Below are 17,290 nucleotides of genomic sequence, written 5' to 3' on the forward strand. Positions count from 1 at the left end.
GAGTGGCTGACGGATAATGGTTCATGCTACCGGGCTAATGAAACACGGCAGTTTGCCCGGATGTTGGGGCTTGAACCGAAAAACACGGCGGTGCGGAGTCCGGAGAGTAACGGCATAGCAGAGAGCTTCGTGAAAACGATAAAGCGTGACTACATAAGTATCATACCCAAACCAGACGGGTTAACGGCAGCAAAGAACCTTGCAGAGGCGTTCGAGCATTATAACGAATGGCATCCGCATAGTGCGTTGGGTTATCGCTCGCCACGGGAATATCTGCGGCAGCGGGCCTGTAATGGGTTAAGTGATAACAGATGTCTGGAAATATAGGGGCAAATCCAATCGCAATGATGTTCTTTTTCATTTCATCATTTGAATCAGGGTTATCAACCAACCTTGCTATAACATAGGTTAATCCTTCCTTAGCCCCATCATGAAGGTTATCAATGCTATTAAGACATTCAGCTACTGTTCTCGCGACGATCCTCTTACACATATCATCTTCCTCTTTGCATGAAGACATCCTTCCCTCCTTTCTTTATTGAAAATAACATTCCCATGAGCTTTAACTGGGAATATTTTAGTACTCGAAATCTATGAAAACCATTGAAATAACAGAAAAGATGTTAAGTATCGGAATGTTGTATTCCTTTGATACCTCATGTACCTTCAGATTTATTTTTCTCCTGCTTTCTTCGTCTTCGTTAGCATTCGTCTCCATAGCTTCCACTATGATCGAAAGCAAATCGTCTTTTGCTTCATCACTGAGATCACCCATTGTGTTCATGAACCCAACCATCGTATCACTCACCATTCTACGATATACTTTTTCATCTCTGCTCTGGATATTTTTCATATTTATCCTTTTGAATGTTTTAGTTAATAAACTACGTTACGGTTACGGGATATGCTCCATTTCTTCGATTAACTCATGCCCCCAGGCAGTCCTCCTTCCTTCCTGCGCCATCACAATTTTGAACATTCTACTTTCGTGCTTTTCCGCAGTGCTTATCATCGCCTCTATCGCATAATTTAGAGTTGCTCTTATCTCATCGTTAATCCAGTCGATGTTGTTTAAATATTCTTCTACCGCTTCCAGCGCGATCGTTTCATCACGTTCTTTTGTCACCAAACTAACCCCCTTTTCTCTGGGTCACGAGTGCATAATTACCCATTTTGCATTTTGTTTTTTAACAAAAAAATGTTTTTCATGACAAATACTTCATTCATTACATGATAATTATTAATTCCATATATTAATAAATCGCAAAATCGATGATTAATAAGGAAATTAAAACTACTAATTATACTCTTTTCCAGATTCGGCATACTGACGCAGCCATAGAGGAGCCCCAAGAGGGAAAAATGAAGATAAAAGACGGATTCCTGGCCAGAATGGCATTTTCCTCCGTAACTGTTCACTCGCAGCACTGTTCGGGATTAGGTGACATATGCCGGCTTACATAAACAGTATAATGATGCCGATACTGAACTTTGGCGTGCATACATACCATCCGAACTTGAAGGTTCGAACGAGTAAGATATCCGGATCATACAGCAGTCGCCCCAATATAAGCGCCATAATCAAACCGATACAGCGGGAATCGTCCTTCCTGAGGAAGAATTTCGTGCCGGCAGAACCGAGAAACGGTGGCCAGGGCGGTGATGATGACAATCAGCATAGCCTGGGCATTTTCGTTAACCAGGATCCCAGACAGATGATTCAGTCCGGCATTCAGCTGCAGGACGCCGTCCCCCCAGCGCTAGTGGTAACCCGTGCCGGTAGCTGAAAAAGGCCGGAATATAAAACTAGCTGACATTTGTGAAATTTTGTTGCTGTAGGAGTCTGAAGTTTTTACTCAATAAACCTTGCTTTACTCCATTATAATAATGACAATTAAAATATTTAATTTGATTACCACTTATATATCAAATTAAAATCATACGTGCTAACACATTGACGACAGATAATAACAACACAACTTCAAACACTACCTTCCCCATCATCTCCGTTGGGGATTTTTTTATCTCACACCGTCCCGTTTCGCCCGTCTGATGATTTCTGTTATTACACCGATATAGATCATCGCACGAACATCATAATAATCCGCCCGGTGCGTGATGAAAGTCTCATTGCTAAATATCCAGTCGTAGCCTGTGAAACTCTGCCAGCAGAGTGGCCGGGTGTGTACGACCCTTCAGTTGTGCTCTGTAACAGAATGCCAGACATTGAATAGCACCACGTCGCTCTGTGTCGCAACTGCCGTCCGCCACCGGGGTTCAATAAACTCGTCAGCAATACCATCATCCGCATTCAGGACACCACCCACTCTCCCTGATGCAACGCCAGCGCAGCATTACGGGCCGCGTAGCCCCTGATTAGATTGTTCGAGAAAATGAGCGCTCATCGCGGATTTGTCGGATAACGCGACTGGTGTAAAGACGTCATATCAGTGCGCAGTATTCCGACTTATTGTTCAGCCTGATATGCCAACGCCGGTGAACCTGTGAAAAACGGTCCGTCGCCACCACTCAGGTGGTTCTTTATAAATTGATCCAGAGACACCGGACGGCCATAGCGATAGCCTTGCAGATATTTCACATTACGCCCCTGTAAATATGCCTCCTGCGACGCAGTTTCAACGCCTTCAGCGATAATATTGATATTCAGACTTTCTGCCAGTGCAATGACGTTGTCTACAATATGCCGGGATATATCATCAACACCTGCCATCTGAATAAAGCTTTTGTCTATCTTGATATAATCAGCACTGAAATTCTGCAGACAGGCGTGCGTCGAATATCCGGTTCCAAAATCGTCAAGCGCGAACTTTATCCCCTCCTGCTTTAATTTGCTGAACGCAGTTTTCATTTCAGCAGTGCATTCAGCGGTATCCCGTTCCAGTAACTCGAGGACCAGCTCTGCCCTGCAGGGCAACAACTCGGCCAGGATATTCTGACAATCCTCCATGAGGTGACGGTCTGCAAGGTGAGACTTGCTGATATTGAATCCCAGGTGAAAACCGGCTGGAAGCCGGGCTGTGTGCGCCTGAAAAAAGCGGCCTGTATCTGCAAACAACTGCCGCGTCATGGGCACAATCAGACCTGAGGTTTCCGCCAGCGGGATAAACTGGTCCGGAGGGATGAGGCCTGCTTCCGGATGTTTCCAGCGAATTAAAATCTCACCACCTTTAATGCGATGTGTAGTGATATCGACGATCGGCTGAATATATGGCACGAATTCATGGCGTGCCAGCGCGTTTTGTAATTGCTCCACAGGCGTCAGAGGGCGAGTCAATATCCGGTAACACAGAAGTGAGGCCGCCAAAGCAAGCAGCAGGCAAACCAACACACTCCTCCAGTAGTTATGCACGATGTTGCCGAACAGTGTCCCCGTCGGCGTGACGATAACAAGCCGGTAAGACCAGTCCGGAGATGTAATGAACTCGCGTTTCCCGGCGGGGAGTTGCGCAGGTGTCAGGATTTGGCCGGATTTCGACATCAGAGTATTCCCGACCTGAAAATAAACCAAAGGGAGTGTACGAATCGCAAAGAGCGTTTCAGCAACAAAATACCCGTCAATACTAATAAGTAACGTGCCCTTGGGCCAGGTAGTACGGTATACCAGCACAGATAAATGCGGTGTGGCTGTGTTACCGGGAAGCAACTGCAGGTTGTTCCGGGCAGACGGGAGGGAGAGCCTGTCGGGTTCATCTGTTGCGCCATACAGCGAAGTGCAGTAAATGCGCCCCTGACGTACCAGGTCGATAGCGCGCACATTCGGTGTGCGGATTACATCATGACGGAGCTGGGAAAGTGTGTTTCCGGTACAGGGCATCCCGACAAGATTTCGGGTCACATTCGCCACCGCTCTGGCATTTGAAATAATGGTGTCAATGTGATGTTGTGCAAAATTTATACGTGTGAGAGTGTCTTTCCGGAGGGATTCGACAGACCACCAGGTCACAGTTGCCAGAGTTACGGCCAGTACCAGCCCCCCAGAAAAAGCGACATACAAGGCTTTTTTTCCGCAGGAGATAGCGAAAAGCATCTTGTTATTTATCATTGCTTCTGTCCCTGGCATCATTCAGCTCTGGAAGTTGGTGCTAAGACCGGTAAAGTGCATACGCTCAAAACTGGATAAACACCATATACCAGGAATACGGGTAGTTCATCATATAAAAATATGAAACAATTATTTTTCTTCAATAATTAATGTCGCATTCGCGTTAAAACTACCGGTAGCAATATCACGTGTAATTACGCTTGGATTCTTGGCTAAGGCCGCCTTTACTGTCACATTTAGCGCCCCACCGCTTGTTGACCCAAGATCGAAGGGTGAAGAATTTGCATTGACGTCCTTGCCCGCAATATTAAACTTCACACCAAGTGCGGGGTTGGAAGTCTTAAGCTGTCCACCAGCCCATGTTACTCCTGTACCACTTAATTTGGCCTGAAAAGTATGAACGGGAAGCACGGAGACCCCACTACAGTTAATACTCAATTTAACAGATTTTTCGTAGGCTCCAGTATTCGTTATACCGGCTCTATCAACCTCACCAAAATCAATATTCAGCGTACTAGTCGCTACACATTTTTCGATCGGAGGTTTACTTTCTGAGCCCCCCATATCACTCTTACAACCAAAGCCTTCCACTAAACCAGAAATACCCGTGGGATTACCAGAACCAGTGCTATAGAATAAACCCACGCAATAAACATTACCCACACCCGTAGTAATCGTAGAACCGAGCTGAGGGTAATAATAAGCGATGCCCTGAGCTAAGTAACCGGGATCGGTTTGATCTATATTAACCCATTTCATGGGTTTAAGCGGCCCCGCGGACTTAGACAAATCATGGTATGCAGTCAGCCAAGTATACTTATTTGAGTCCGTATACGTATTGGTACCCACTGAACTTTGACGAACACCAAGTGTAATTTTAATTGCGTTTGATTTAGCCCAAACAGCAGGATTACCATTCATTACTACATCGAATACATGTGGTACGGCAGTGACATAATTATTAGCTGGACCTCTTTTAACACAAGCAATTCCAGAGGTGCTCCCACACCCCGCATCACCCGGCTTACCATAAAAAAAACTTGCAGATACTGGGGGTGTGACTAAAGTCACAACCACGAAAAAAATATATACCAATGATTTAATCACCTATAGCCCCTCCACAAGAACAAAATTGTTAAGTAATATATTAAAACTCAGTTAATGCAAATCTATCCTGGAAATAAAATATACTTTTCTCATAAATAGTGTTGAAAAACATAGTTTATGACCCTCGCTAAGGATAAAGTACAGTACACTCTCTTTTCAGTGCGGAATATTTATCTGCCAATCGAAAATGCTTCGCAATATTCACCCTCGTCCAACAGACGTTTCGATCGTTATTTCGGTCGCTATAGTCACGGGCCCAACGCTCAAACTCGATTAGTAATTGATCATTTCGCGTAGTATTATAACTCAACAACATACTGATATGTCGATCGAACTGATAGCGCTCCCATTGAAGCATGGGCATATCGATTCGTGCCAGATAGTCTTTATTCTTCATCCCACTACGCTCAAACTGATATAAATAGAAATTAGCCTGTAGCATAAAGATAAAAATCGCAGCAAAAAGAAAAAAAACAACGCCAAAAGTTATTCTAAGCAGACGTGCGCGCCCCCTGAGAATAGGTCTTCCATCATCACGCAAGAAAGAGATGCACAGCAAAGAAATAAATAAATGCGGCATTGACAGATAAAAGGGAAACTCGGTCATTGTATGCAAGGCAATGGGAATCATCACATATAGCCATAAGTAATTCTCATTACATTTAGGTGTGGTCGCCTGACGCAGAATCCCATAGATGATACAACCGATCCCAACAAGTGCTAATATTCCTCCTTCAACCCACCAATATAGAATTTCATTATGCGGGTGTGTCACCCGCCAGGCCTCTTGCGCCTGGGGTGCAGAGAGGGTACGTAATAAGGTATAGGCGTATTCACCATATCCCACCCCGGTGAGTAAATGGGCCTTTATCATTGACCAAGTGGCAATCAAAAGGATCCATCGCAAGTGGCTCGACATCTGCTTATCAACCAATAAGCCGTCCAAAACCCACCAACCTTGTTGCACGGCATACATGATCCCGATGCCCACTCCCGCGCCGAGCAAAGGGTACAACAAGACAGCAGCAACCGTATCGTGCCGTCTGGTCAGATAACGGCCTAAATACTGTGTATAGACCACTATCCCCGCCAACCAGCCGACTCGCGATGACAACATCACCAAAATCAGAGATATCATAATCTGGCTAAGTGCCAGGAAAGCCCTCACCCAAGCTGGCTTACTCATCGAATAGAGGATAAAAGAGATGGCCAGCCCCGTCGCAAGAAAAGAAGCCAGTACGTTAACTTGTTGAAAAATTCCGCCGGGGCGGCTTCCCGCTCCCATCAGCAATTGACCGATCTGCCATAAGGAGACAACCGCTTCAATCACGGTAGCGCCGAAGATCGCCCACATTACCCTGATCTTTTGCGTGAAACATAATCTCAATTGGTATAGCAGGACGTAAATAAACAGCCCACCCCATAATGCCATTACTCGCCAGACAGCATTCATCATGCCTGCGCGGCTGGCCCAAAACAGGGGAACCGTCAGCAGAAAGCCCCCCAAAACCATAGCGCTGATGTAACGCGGATAGATAAAGCGGCCTCGATTGCCACTGAACGCAATTACGCACATCAACATACAGATCCACAACCATGCAAAGATATTGAGAGGAAGATTCAGGCCATTTCCGCCTCGGTTTGGTAAATAGATATGCATCAGAACCAGGAAGTACAATGCAATCAGTAGGCATATTGCATTCTTATAGGTATAGCCTCGCAGTAGATTAATCGTCATACCAGCCTCAGGGGTACTCGATAGTAAAGGTTGCTACGGCGCTAAAGTTACCGCGAACAATACTATGCGAGGCAATCGCGCTAGGTATTCCCTGTATAAAAGCACGAAATCTCAACGTCGTCGTACCATTAAACAGTGGCGAGGTCGGCATAGCCTCATTAAAGGGTAATAACTGTACGATTGGGCCAGAACCGTCATTGACGACGCGCTCCATACCCACGGCGATACCCGTCTTCTCACCGGACGATGGAACAATATAACCAGGTAATTCTGTGCTCGGTGTACCGCTAAACGTCATCTGTACGATGTTTCCAGAGTCAATATCACAATCTTTTAAATTAATAACAAATTGTTGGCTATGCGTTCTCTGGTTCAAATACAAATACTTGTCGACAATGGTTCCAAAAGATACCTCAACATCAGAGGTATCTGGGTCCAGTTCACATGGATCCATAACTAAAAAACCACTAAACTTTAAGTTATCATCTGCCTGAGCCGAATGTATTCCCGCCATATCTATTAAACAAATCAACATAAGCAAACTGATTCTAATACTCATGTCTCCCCCTTATAAATACTCTGCGAGTAGCGTCGCCGTGGCGCTAAAAGCTTTCTCAGGTAGCGTTGCACCTGGTTTCTGCACGGGAACCGCCTCAAGGATTAGACTTCCCGAATCGAAATTAATCTGAACCGGTTTATTCATTTCAAAGTCTGCACCGTTAGCAAGTAATTTTAAGCCTAACCCATCTACCGTTGTCGTTAGCACGGACTTCTCGAAATAACTGGCTCCATTAATCGCCAGAGTCAGCTTTAACTCTGGAGAATACTCTTCGCATGTGATGGAGTAAGGGATTTTTTGTTTATAATTTAATCCATCTATTTTTTTGATCCTTACTTTTCCAAAATCGATATTTATCAAACTGTCACCATTAATATGGCATGGTTTTCTTTTTAATACCCCATAGAATCTTAAATTAGTCGTATCACCTGTTAGATGATTATCAGAAGTTATTGCTTGACTAACTGGCATTATTAATATCCACAGGCCTAAACAAAGCATCAACGTCCTCATTAAAACGCCCCCTTCACTTAATTAAATGCCACAGTCAAGGTTGCAGAGGTAAAAAACCTCACACCATTTAACTTAGAAACATCGCCATCACCAATAACTACCGCAGCCCTTAATTTAGGTGCTATGGATGGATCGTCACCGAGTGAAATTATTTCATCTGGCTTAAGTTGAATATTATCACGAAATAGCTTAATACCGACGCCTGGTACATTTGTTGCTAAAAGAGACCTATCACTACTACTCACAGTGCCCGATATATGTAACTGAATATCGCTATACGCATAGTCCCCCGTACAGCTAAGGGTATAGCCAATGTCTTTACGGTTGCTATCTCCTACCAAATCAGCAATATATACGTCACCAAAATTGATATCGAGCTCAGTCTTATTAAAACTACAAGCTCCGGTCGAAATTACAGTCCCCGATATATTAATACCCGTAGAAAAATTTAACTTTCTCGTATCGGCCCTGCCAATAATGGTAACGCTGGATAACAGTATAAATAAAAACATCCTGTACATCATAGCACGTCCCCTCCAATAAATACCTCCCCCTGCCTTATAATTCGTCAATCGTAATCCAACTTAAAGTTAAGCGTCGCACGGTAAGGTCCGGCGATCAACTTATGGTTATTACGTACAACTTGCACATTATAAATAAGCTTATCATTGATAGAATTGATGACGTAGGGCCTATTATTATCATTCAAATAGACAGGACGATATTGCGAGTCACTCAATCGTAAAGAGATGCCCTGTGCCATGCCTTCGACCTCGATAACGTTTTTTTGCTCTTGTTCTTGTACTGTAGCAAATGAGATCTTAACAATAGGCTGCATGCTGTTCGTCGTCAGATTACCGTTACGCGCGTCACGCATATCTCCAGAATAATAAATGCAATCACGCAAGGCGATAAAGAATCGGCGAGGCTGAATATTCGCATTCTCATCAGCCAGTTCGGCAAAGTTCACTTCACCCAGCTCGATTTGTTGATACACCGAGCCATTATCGATCCAGCATGCCCCTTCGACTAACTCACCAATTACATTTAAAGTCCCATGCTCACCATCAATGGCCAGCGAGTCAAGGGCTCTGGCATTAACACTCACCGTGATCATCAGAGACGCGAGTACAATATACAGTCTCTTTATATAGGAGCTAATCATATGCCTCCACCGATAAAAGCCACCAATATCGCGCCGTTTCAATCACACATTAACCGTTAATATTCGATGTGACTTTAGACTGGCTTCCGCTACAGCCAAACACCAGTTTCGGTCGGCCACCAAAGTCATTGATATACGTCAGAACTGGCGTGCTCCCCAACGCCTTCTCATCTCCCTTATAATCGGCACTCGACTTCGGTGCAATCATGATGGGCTCAAACCCGCCAAGCGCTTTTCCCTTCTCCGAATTAGAAGCATAGGCAATAGTTACGTTATAAGGTGTCGGGTTATTAACCACGAGTTTATTCCCCTTGCGCTCAATAGTTATCCCCTTTTGAAAAGGATCGCCATAGTCCTTAATGACGATAGCTTTCGGTCGATAAAAAATCTTGATTTTTGTCTGCAAGGCAATCTGCAACGTATTAGGCTTATTGCTTTTAGGTGGAATCTCTCTCAAGTTAAAGAAAAAAAGACTCTCTCTGTCTTGAGGTAACCCTCTGGCCGCCTCGTTGGTCAGCTGCAATTTTACCTGGCTCTTTGCTCCCGGTTCAACGCGCTGCAAAGGAGGCAGAATAGTCAATGGCGAGGTGATCTTTTTCCCCTGGGCATCCTCTGCCCATGCCTGCGCTAAATAGGGCAGCTGTTTATTATGATTCTGAATATTGACGCTCATAGATGAAGCGTCACCATTAAACACGATGCGCGTCCGATCCAGGGCAATTGCCGCATGAGCGTAGCCAGACAGTGCATACAGAACGCTAATCAAGGTCATCGACAGCTGTTTTTTTAAGTTCATTAAAATTCAACCTATATCATTTACATAACAACAGTAATTTAGTGTCAAACGCAGTGGGGATCTCATGCGGCAAGGTGAATTCACATGTATTCCCATCCCCCCAGGCAACTTTCATTGTTTCATCAGGGTTCATCCCGGCCAGCCATATCACGCCATTATCCGCGACCATACCTGTAGAGATATCTTTCAAATTGCTCGCCATCGCGCCGAACGGTGGATAACTCCCATCGGCAAAGCGGATTACCGCCATTGCCTTACTACCGGCTAACACATTAAAGGATTGATAACCAATAGCACCTTCCGTCAGGGCCGACTGTTTGAGCGAAACAATAGCCTCGGCGTTTTCAGGTAATTTATTTAAATCGATATAATAACTATTCTTATAATAACTCTGGGCATCGGGACTAACGGCCTTGCCGAAACGGTTAGTAAAGATGACCCCGCCATACTCAGCACGTACCGGGATCCCTGCCACCCCTGTATCCAACATAATCCGAGTATCACCCGGGCTATTGATGCGATGCAGAGCAATCCCTTGTGTCGTTGCAGTCACCCCCCCCTCCATGGAAAGCCCCAAACTGCGATAACTCTGGTTGTAATACCCCGCCGACGCCGTGACTGAAGCCATGTCACCATCATGTTGAAAGTAACCGCTCGCCCGCGAGCGATCGCCATTGTCTAATCCAGCTCTAACCTGGTAAGAGTTATTATCGTCAATAGCATTGTAATAACTTAAACCCGTGGATACCTTGCCTCTATCTTCTTGCAGGTTATAGCCTATACTTCCACGATCGCCGATAGGAATCGACATACCGAGATAATATGAAGTCTCATCATTTTGATAATTATTCTTGGTCTTCGTCGCCGATAAACTGACATTCACATTCTTAAAATTACCAATATCAAAATAACGAGAAACAGTCAGACTGTAGGTGCTGTCGGGCTGTCGATCCCAGTAAGTCTGGCGACTGTAGTTAAGAAAAAAGTTTAGATTTAGTTTTTTTAATTGCTGATTAAATGTGACAGTGTAAAGTTCTCTCCCCCTCGAATAAATAGCATCATCGCGTAACAGATCGATAAACTGCCCCATACTCAGGAAGTCTTTATCGGAAAAGCGATATCCGGCAAACGTTATCTGGCTATCGTAATCACTAAAAGTCTTCGAATAGTTAATGCGATACGATCTTCCCGACAGGGAGTACTCCCTAACCTGCGCTTTCGACTGAGAGATATCCAGCGATATTGCCCCGAAAGTCAATAAATCGCGGCCAATCCCCACAGCACCAATTCCGTAATCCTTTGCAAAGAGCCCCCCACCATAGATTGACCAACCATTATTCACCCCATAGGTCGCCTCTGTAGAGGCAAACAATGGACCTTCAACACTATGATCCATGTTGCTTGGTCGCCCGGAGGCAAATTTATAGCGTACAGTTCCCGGACGAGTCAGATAAGGCACGTAGGCAGTATCGACCTGGAACGTATTGACCGAACCATCCTCTTCCTGCACCTTGACGTCGAGCTTACCGTTCACCGTATCCCCCAAATCCTGAATACGGAACGGCCCGGCTGCCACTTGCGTTTGATAGATTATCCGACCCTTTTGGCTCACCGTTACCTTGGCGTTACTTTGCGCAATCCCTCTCACCTCCGGCGCATATCCCCGCAGGCCTGGCGGTAACATGCTGTCATCCGAGCGCACACTTAGCCCTGCAAAACGAAACGAATCAAATACATCCGAACGAAAATAATCCTCTCCCAAAACCAACTTCAGTTGCAGATCCTTTAAGGCTCGATAGGCATAAAAACGCGAAAAATCGAACTGAGAATCCGTCACGAACTTACTTTTCTCATACTGTTCCTGCCAGTCGGCACGTAGACGCCAGGGACCAGCATTCAACCCTAATACTCCATTGGCACTAACGTTCGTTGAATTATCGCCCTGATAGATATATTGCCGCTGCGCATTAATGTTGTAATCAAGCATGACACCGGAAAGTCCCTCATCCCAACGTGCAGAAGGCTCCCAGTTTTCATCCACATACTCAACATAAGCCTGAGGAACATTAATGTATAATGCCCCCGCCGACAGATCGCCTTTCGCACTAAATCCCTTGAGGCTAGACAAATCTAAGCATTGATTATCACGAACCCACTTTAGATCGCTAAGAAACTTCTTCTTAAACCCTAAAGAATCAACAATGTCTTTATTGACACAGGGTAAACTCTTATCATCGGACTCAGCATAAAATTCAACCAACTGCTCAGGCAAGGTACTCTCACCGATCTGAATAACCATCGGATATTTGCCTGGCATAATGTAACCACCAGCAGAAAACTTCGACAAATCCACTGAGGAGCGATCAGCAACATCCAAGACATCTGTATTAAATTCAATTTGTTCTTGCGCTGCATTACTACAATTAGAGTATATAATCAGAATGAAAAACATAAACAATTTTTCACCTGAAAAGGAAATGTATTGAAAATAATGAGTCATAATATTAATAATAATTCATGGCGAATCGAATCACTGCACTATAAGTACCACGCTTAATCTTTTGCCCATTTGATTCTAAATACATGGAGTACGCCAGTATGTTCTCGCCCTTAGCTATCATGTGATTATCAAAGGAAGCCCCTGGAGTAGCTTGCTCACCCGCAACTGTTCTTATCGCCAGCCCAACTCCCTTTGCCTCACCTTTTACATCAAATAATCTCGAAGGGTACGTTTGGCTGGTATTATCACCATAGAATGTAATACTATAATATCCCCATTGATGATCTGGTTTACTCACTGAAACTGTGTCGCAGTTGATTAACTTAATAAAAAAATCTTTTTTATTCTTCTTATTTTGTCCTAATATAGAACCAACCGTCATCGTCGGCATAAGCACAGTCTGATCCTGGCTTTCGGTATCAATAGCACAAGGAGTATCAACAATCGAACCACCGACATTGACATTACCATGTCCAAAATCTGTCGCCCCCACCCAAGCTGGCGTCAATAATAAAATAGGTAAATGCAGGCTAAACTTATCAATAATAAAAAGCCGCCCCATACATTTAACCTTTATTTATCAGAATTGATAAAAGGGGATTGCTCCCCTTTTCGTTTACTCAGTACTTAGTTATAAGCCAGAGTGAAGTTTGCTACAGAAGTGAAGTCACCTGGAACGATGGCGCTCGAAGCATCCAACGCGGTCAGATAGGCGGCAAAATTCAGCTCGTTGTCACCGCTCATAATACCAGTGGTTGAGGCCGCTTCACCTAATGTCACGGGAACGCCATCGTCAGCAGTAACGGCAACGCCTGCGCCAGAAGCAGTACCTGCAATGGCAAACAGATCCGTTGCAGAACCGGCCGGAGTACCATCAAACGTTGTCGTTACTGTTTTATCTGTCAGCGATTCGACATTACAATCTTCCAGTTTGATCTGGAAAGGAACCGGTGTTGACTTGCCGCCACCTTCCAACACCTTGTTAGAGATCTGTCCCAGACTAACAGTCTGATCGATAGAGTCAGGGGCAATGGAGCACGGCGCATCAATAATGGTCCCCGTAAAAGTAACGGTACCATGACCAGAGTCAGCACCCGGCAAAGCTAAGGCGCTACCTGAAGCCATTACCAAACCTACTCCCACAGCAATGACAAGTTTATTAATTTTCATATATGAAATATTCCGTTAGTTTTAACTAAAAATAGAAAATGAATTAATCAAGATTAAATTCACGTCTGCATACTAATCACATCAAACAATAACATCAAGAGCATTAAAATGATGTTTTATAATATAAAACATTAATTCATTTAATATCTCCATATTTATTAAATTAAGAATCCATCTCAATTAGAGTTTATTCCACAACCGCGAATCCCCTGCATTTTCAGGACGCCAACTGCGCAAAATCTACAACAGCCGCCAGTTTTTACAACTTGTGTATATTTCGCTTCTGAGGAACGTGAACGCGTTATTTCTTAACATGCCCTAACATTAATTTATCAGCTCCACTATTCATTTTGTGTCAACCTGTACCAGCATATCTCGTTGGTTCACCTTTCATCCCAACCGGTGAGTGTTATGCTCAGACAGTCCAGGATAAGCAGTTGTGTTTTTGACAACTGAGCAAACTGTTTTCTGTAGCTGTCATCAAGAAGAACCAGGAGGCGGAGAGTATCAGGATTGACTATCAGCGTGCCGTGTAGCACACCTTTGTATTCATATTTAGCAGTTCCCTTCACCGCCATCTTTAAACAAGATCTCGTACGCAAGCACAGACTTTTTTTCGTATGTGATCCGTCCGGAATAGCATTAAATCCCCTAGCAACCCCAATAAATATTCTATCTCTATTGAGTCGCATGCTACCGTGGTATCCCGCATGTATACATGGACAATAAAATGAGCGTTATTAGTGTGGTCGTTTTAACCTATGTCAAACCGTTAAATGAAGTTGATAGCCTACTTCCTGCACACGTCGAGTGGCTGAAAAAGGGTTATGCCGAGGGTTTATTCCTGACTTCAGGTCCTAAAATCCCACGTTCTGGTGGCGTGATATTGGCAAAATGTGATGATACTGAAAAACTTAAAAACTACCTCAACCAGGATCCCTTCCAACAGTCAGGTATCGCAAAAGTTGAGCTGATCCCATTTGAAGCAACAATGACGACGGCAGCTATAAAAGATATTCTGTAATACCGTTAACAAATAACAAAGCCCGGTTTCCCGGGCTCTGGAGACGGAGTACTTATCAGTTGTAAGCGTTGAGCGTCCGCTGACAGAGCGCCGAACGGACGCAATCGTCTTTATTGAAACGAACTATACCAACCATATCATCTTCTTCGAAACGGGCCAGCGCATCGCTTAGCCCTGAGCGAACGTGCGCAGGTAGATCGCACTGGGTCACATCCCCATTCACAATCACCGTCACATTCTCCCCGAGGCGAGTTAAAAACATCTTCATTTGCGCAGCAGTAACGTTCTGAGCCTCGTCAAGAATGACCACTGCATTTTCAAATGTACGTCCACGCATATAGGCGAACGGTGCGATTTCCACCTTACCAATCTCAGGTCGCAGGCAATATTGCATGAAGGAGGCTCCCAGGCGCTTCACCAGTACGTCATACACTGGGCGAAAATAGGGAGCGAACTTCTCAGAAACATCTCCAGGTAAGAAGCCGAGGTCTTCATCAGCTTGCAGAACTGGACGGGTTACAATGATCCGGTCCACGTCTTTGTGGATCAGGGCCTCTGCTGCTTTTGCCGCGCTGATCCAGGTTTTACCACACCCGGCTTCACCGGTGGCGAAGATCAGCTGTTTACTCTCGATAGCATTCAGGTAGTGCGCCTGAGCCTCATTTCGCGCCGTGATTGGCGTGGCATCGCGACTATCACGCGCCATACCGATCGCTTCTACGCCGCCCATCTGCACAAGCGATGTGACCGACTCATCTTCACGTTGTTTATGACTACGCGAATCCCGCCTCAGCACACGTTTTGCTTCACGACGAGCTTTGATCACTGCTTTTTGTCTTCCCATGGATAGCACCTTGAGTTGTAGGTATACATCACACGCGCCGTTGGCGGCACGATTATGCGCACGAACATCTGAGGGTTGGCTTCCTTGTAAGCCATTGCTTGCTTTCGGATAAGACGCCACACACGGCTACGCGCACCGTACAGGGTGTCAGTTACAAGGAGAAGAAGTGAATGAGTGAGAGATTTAGCGGTGACGAGGAGGCTACCGGAAGAGAAACGTCCGCGTAGGGTACAGCTGCTATTGTGAAAAACATGTCCAATGCAGGACTTTTCCATTCGCGATCTCCATAGTGAACAACCATCACCGCCGGGAACTACCGCTAATACTTATAAGTACACCATAATCTTTTGCCAATGCAACAATATTTTTACTTGTCGTTAACTTAATATCTATCTTATCACCAGAGACAGTCTCTTGCAGAGAGATGACAGAAATATTTCAGTCCCCCACCAAGCATAAAAAATAATTTGTTGATTCATCAAGATGTCAGGAAAAGCCCCGCTGTACAACGGGGCATCATCATCAGGCTTCGATCAGGGCCTGTCCCAGATAATGGTCTGCGGTTTTGACGCCCGGCAAAGCAAAGAAGTATCCCCCACCAATCGGTTTGACATACTCTTCGAGTGCTTCGCCGTTCAGACGTTTCTGCACCGTCAAAAAACCTTTTTCCAGGTCGTGCTGATAGCAAACAAACAACAGTCCCATATCCAGCTGACCGGAACTGGTCACGCCGAGTGAATAGCTATAGCCACGGCGCATCATCAAACTGGAGTCAGTCTCTTTGGTGCGAGGATTTGCCAGACGGATATGGCTGTCGAGCGCAATCACCTCACCGTCAGGATCGTTGGCATAGTCAGGCACATCGTGCTCGTGCCGCATACCCAGCGGCGCGCCGGTATGTTTATCGCGACCAAAAATCGTTTGCTGCTCTTGTAGCGGCGTACGATCCCAGAACTCAACGCGGAACTGAATGAGCCTGACGGCCTGATAACTCCCACCTTGCGCCCACGCGGGTTCACCCTGCCCATCCGTCACCCACACGACCTCTTGCATCAACTTCGCATTCGTAGCGTCAGGATTCGCGGTGCCGTCCTTAAAGCCAAGTAAGTTGACCGGGGTCTCTTTACCCTTACTGCGCGCGGCGTGGTCGGAAATAAACCCTTCACGTTTCCAACGTACGCTGAGGAGATCAGGCGTATGTTTAATAATATCGCGCAGCGCATGGATGACGGTGTCCTGCGTGTTGGCACAAATCTGCAGCAGCAAATCACCATGACACAGCGCCGCATCCAGCGAATCATTCGGGAAGCGGGTCATTTTTTGCAGCTTTTTCGGCATCTGCGATTTCAGACCATAACGTTCATCAAATAGCGAGGAGCCGACTGATAACGTCATCGTCAGGTTGTCTGGTGCAATATATGCGCCGAGGATACCGGAATCCATAGGGGGGAGACGCGGATTCGGCGTATCCGGCGCCGGCCCGCCGGTAGTCAGAAACGCAAATCGGCTGGTCAGTAACCGGAACAAACGTTCAAGATCGGCTTTATCGCTGGCGAGCACATCGAACGCCACCAGCATCATTGATGCCTGCTGCGGCGTCAGGATCCCAGCCTGATGCTGACCATAAAACGGCTGCGCTTCGCTACGCGCATCAGGGGACAGCGTTCCCGGCGCGCTTTGTGGTTTTTGCGCGTGGGCAACCGGACACCCACCCGCCAGCGCCAGCGCCCCACCCAGAGCGCCCATCCCTTTCAGTAAACGTCGGCGTGACGGTTCGCTCACGCCGTTTTCATAATCTTGCTGCATAGTGC

At 45.6% G+C, this 17,290-nt stretch carries 18 protein-coding genes; 3 read left to right on the forward strand and 15 right to left on the reverse strand.

Annotated features, from left to right (window positions below; genetic code table 11):
• Nucleotides 1-327 (forward strand): integrase core domain-containing protein (locus OGY15_RS13220; RefSeq protein ID WP_162882076.1); only part of this gene is annotated, 327 nt, incomplete at its 5' end.
• A 250-nt stretch (nucleotides 328-577) separates the two neighbouring features.
• On the opposite strand, the gene OGY15_RS13225 is transcribed toward OGY15_RS13220, so the two are convergent.
• The gene (locus OGY15_RS13225) at nucleotides 578-853 is read right to left on the reverse strand and encodes a hypothetical protein (protein ID WP_151218002.1); all 276 of its coding nucleotides are present in this window, start codon (nucleotides 851-853) and stop codon (nucleotides 578-580) included.
• Between the two features lie 42 nt (nucleotides 854-895).
• Entirely contained in the window at nucleotides 896-1,126 is a 231-nt protein-coding gene (locus OGY15_RS13230) for a hypothetical protein (protein WP_210904926.1), read from the reverse strand.
• Nucleotides 1,127-1,625: 499 nt separating this feature from the next.
• Here OGY15_RS13230 and OGY15_RS24695 point away from each other — a divergent pair, with 499 nt between their 5' ends.
• The gene (locus OGY15_RS24695; RefSeq protein ID WP_353655354.1) at nucleotides 1,626-1,787 is read left to right on the forward strand and encodes a hypothetical protein; all 162 of its coding nucleotides are present in this window, start codon (nucleotides 1,626-1,628) and stop codon (nucleotides 1,785-1,787) included.
• Nucleotides 1,788-2,467: 680 nt separating this feature from the next.
• Here the strand turns inward: OGY15_RS24695 and OGY15_RS13240 are convergent.
• The 11 genes from OGY15_RS13240 to OGY15_RS13290 all read right to left on the reverse strand — a co-directional run bounded on the left by OGY15_RS13240 (nucleotide 2,468) and on the right by OGY15_RS13290 (nucleotide 13,611).
• The gene (locus OGY15_RS13240) at nucleotides 2,468-4,084 is read right to left on the reverse strand and encodes an EAL domain-containing protein (RefSeq protein WP_353655355.1); all 1,617 of its coding nucleotides are present in this window, start codon (nucleotides 4,082-4,084) and stop codon (nucleotides 2,468-2,470) included.
• Nucleotides 4,085-4,192: 108 nt separating this feature from the next.
• Nucleotides 4,193-5,170, reverse strand: coding sequence for a fimbrial protein (locus tag OGY15_RS13245; RefSeq protein WP_278238799.1), 978 nt, complete (start codon nucleotides 5,168-5,170; stop codon nucleotides 4,193-4,195).
• Nucleotides 5,171-5,297: 127 nt separating this feature from the next.
• Nucleotides 5,298-6,908 (reverse strand): PglL family O-oligosaccharyltransferase, encoded by a 1,611-nt coding sequence (locus tag OGY15_RS13250; protein ID WP_286539545.1) that lies wholly within the window; start codon nucleotides 6,906-6,908, stop codon nucleotides 5,298-5,300.
• Nucleotides 6,909-6,915: 7 nt separating this feature from the next.
• Nucleotides 6,916-7,467, reverse strand: a complete 552-nt coding sequence (locus OGY15_RS13255) for a fimbrial protein (RefSeq protein ID WP_247604985.1) — start codon at nucleotides 7,465-7,467, stop codon at nucleotides 6,916-6,918.
• A 9-nt stretch (nucleotides 7,468-7,476) separates the two neighbouring features.
• Nucleotides 7,477-7,938, reverse strand: coding sequence for a fimbrial protein (locus OGY15_RS13260; protein ID WP_187259677.1), 462 nt, complete (start codon nucleotides 7,936-7,938; stop codon nucleotides 7,477-7,479).
• Between the two features lie 59 nt (nucleotides 7,939-7,997).
• Nucleotides 7,998-8,504: a fimbrial protein gene (locus OGY15_RS13265; RefSeq protein ID WP_151217997.1), complete on the reverse strand. Its 507-nt coding sequence runs from the start codon at nucleotides 8,502-8,504 to the stop codon at nucleotides 7,998-8,000.
• A 44-nt stretch (nucleotides 8,505-8,548) separates the two neighbouring features.
• Nucleotides 8,549-9,097: a fimbrial protein gene (locus tag OGY15_RS13270; RefSeq protein ID WP_187259679.1), complete on the reverse strand. Its 549-nt coding sequence runs from the start codon at nucleotides 9,095-9,097 to the stop codon at nucleotides 8,549-8,551.
• Between the two features lie 97 nt (nucleotides 9,098-9,194).
• Entirely contained in the window at nucleotides 9,195-9,941 is a 747-nt protein-coding gene (locus tag OGY15_RS13275; RefSeq protein WP_286539554.1) for a fimbria/pilus periplasmic chaperone, read from the reverse strand.
• A gap of 16 nt (nucleotides 9,942-9,957) precedes the next feature.
• Complete coding sequence (locus OGY15_RS13280) at nucleotides 9,958-12,393, reverse strand: fimbria/pilus outer membrane usher protein (protein ID WP_286539555.1); 2,436 nt, start codon at nucleotides 12,391-12,393, stop codon at nucleotides 9,958-9,960.
• Between the two features lie 52 nt (nucleotides 12,394-12,445).
• Nucleotides 12,446-13,003, reverse strand: coding sequence for a fimbrial protein (locus OGY15_RS13285; protein ID WP_187259681.1), 558 nt, complete (start codon nucleotides 13,001-13,003; stop codon nucleotides 12,446-12,448).
• 65 nt (nucleotides 13,004-13,068) lie between these two features.
• On the reverse strand, nucleotides 13,069-13,611 hold the full coding sequence (locus OGY15_RS13290; protein ID WP_151217990.1) for a fimbrial protein: 543 nt from the start codon (nucleotides 13,609-13,611) through the stop codon (nucleotides 13,069-13,071).
• Nucleotides 13,612-14,341: 730 nt separating this feature from the next.
• Between OGY15_RS13290 and OGY15_RS13295 the strand changes: the two genes are divergently transcribed.
• Nucleotides 14,342-14,635, forward strand: coding sequence for a YciI family protein (locus tag OGY15_RS13295; protein ID WP_151217989.1), 294 nt, complete (start codon nucleotides 14,342-14,344; stop codon nucleotides 14,633-14,635).
• 55 nt (nucleotides 14,636-14,690) lie between these two features.
• On the opposite strand, the gene phoH is transcribed toward OGY15_RS13295, so the two are convergent.
• Nucleotides 14,691-15,479 carry a phosphate starvation-inducible protein PhoH gene (phoH, locus tag OGY15_RS13300; RefSeq protein WP_003036052.1) on the reverse strand — a complete coding sequence of 263 codons (789 nt, stop codon included), beginning with the start codon at nucleotides 15,477-15,479 and terminating at the stop codon, nucleotides 14,691-14,693.
• A gap of 522 nt (nucleotides 15,480-16,001) precedes the next feature.
• On the reverse strand, nucleotides 16,002-17,285 hold the full coding sequence (gene efeB / locus OGY15_RS13305) for an iron uptake transporter deferrochelatase/peroxidase subunit (protein WP_151217988.1): 1,284 nt from the start codon (nucleotides 17,283-17,285) through the stop codon (nucleotides 16,002-16,004).
• Nucleotides 17,286-17,290: the final 5 nt, after the last annotated feature.

Origin of the sequence: Citrobacter sp. Cu231, assembly GCF_030332265.1 — a bacterium.
In the GTDB taxonomy this organism is placed as follows: Bacteria; Pseudomonadota; Gammaproteobacteria; order Enterobacterales; family Enterobacteriaceae; genus Citrobacter; species Citrobacter meridianamericanus.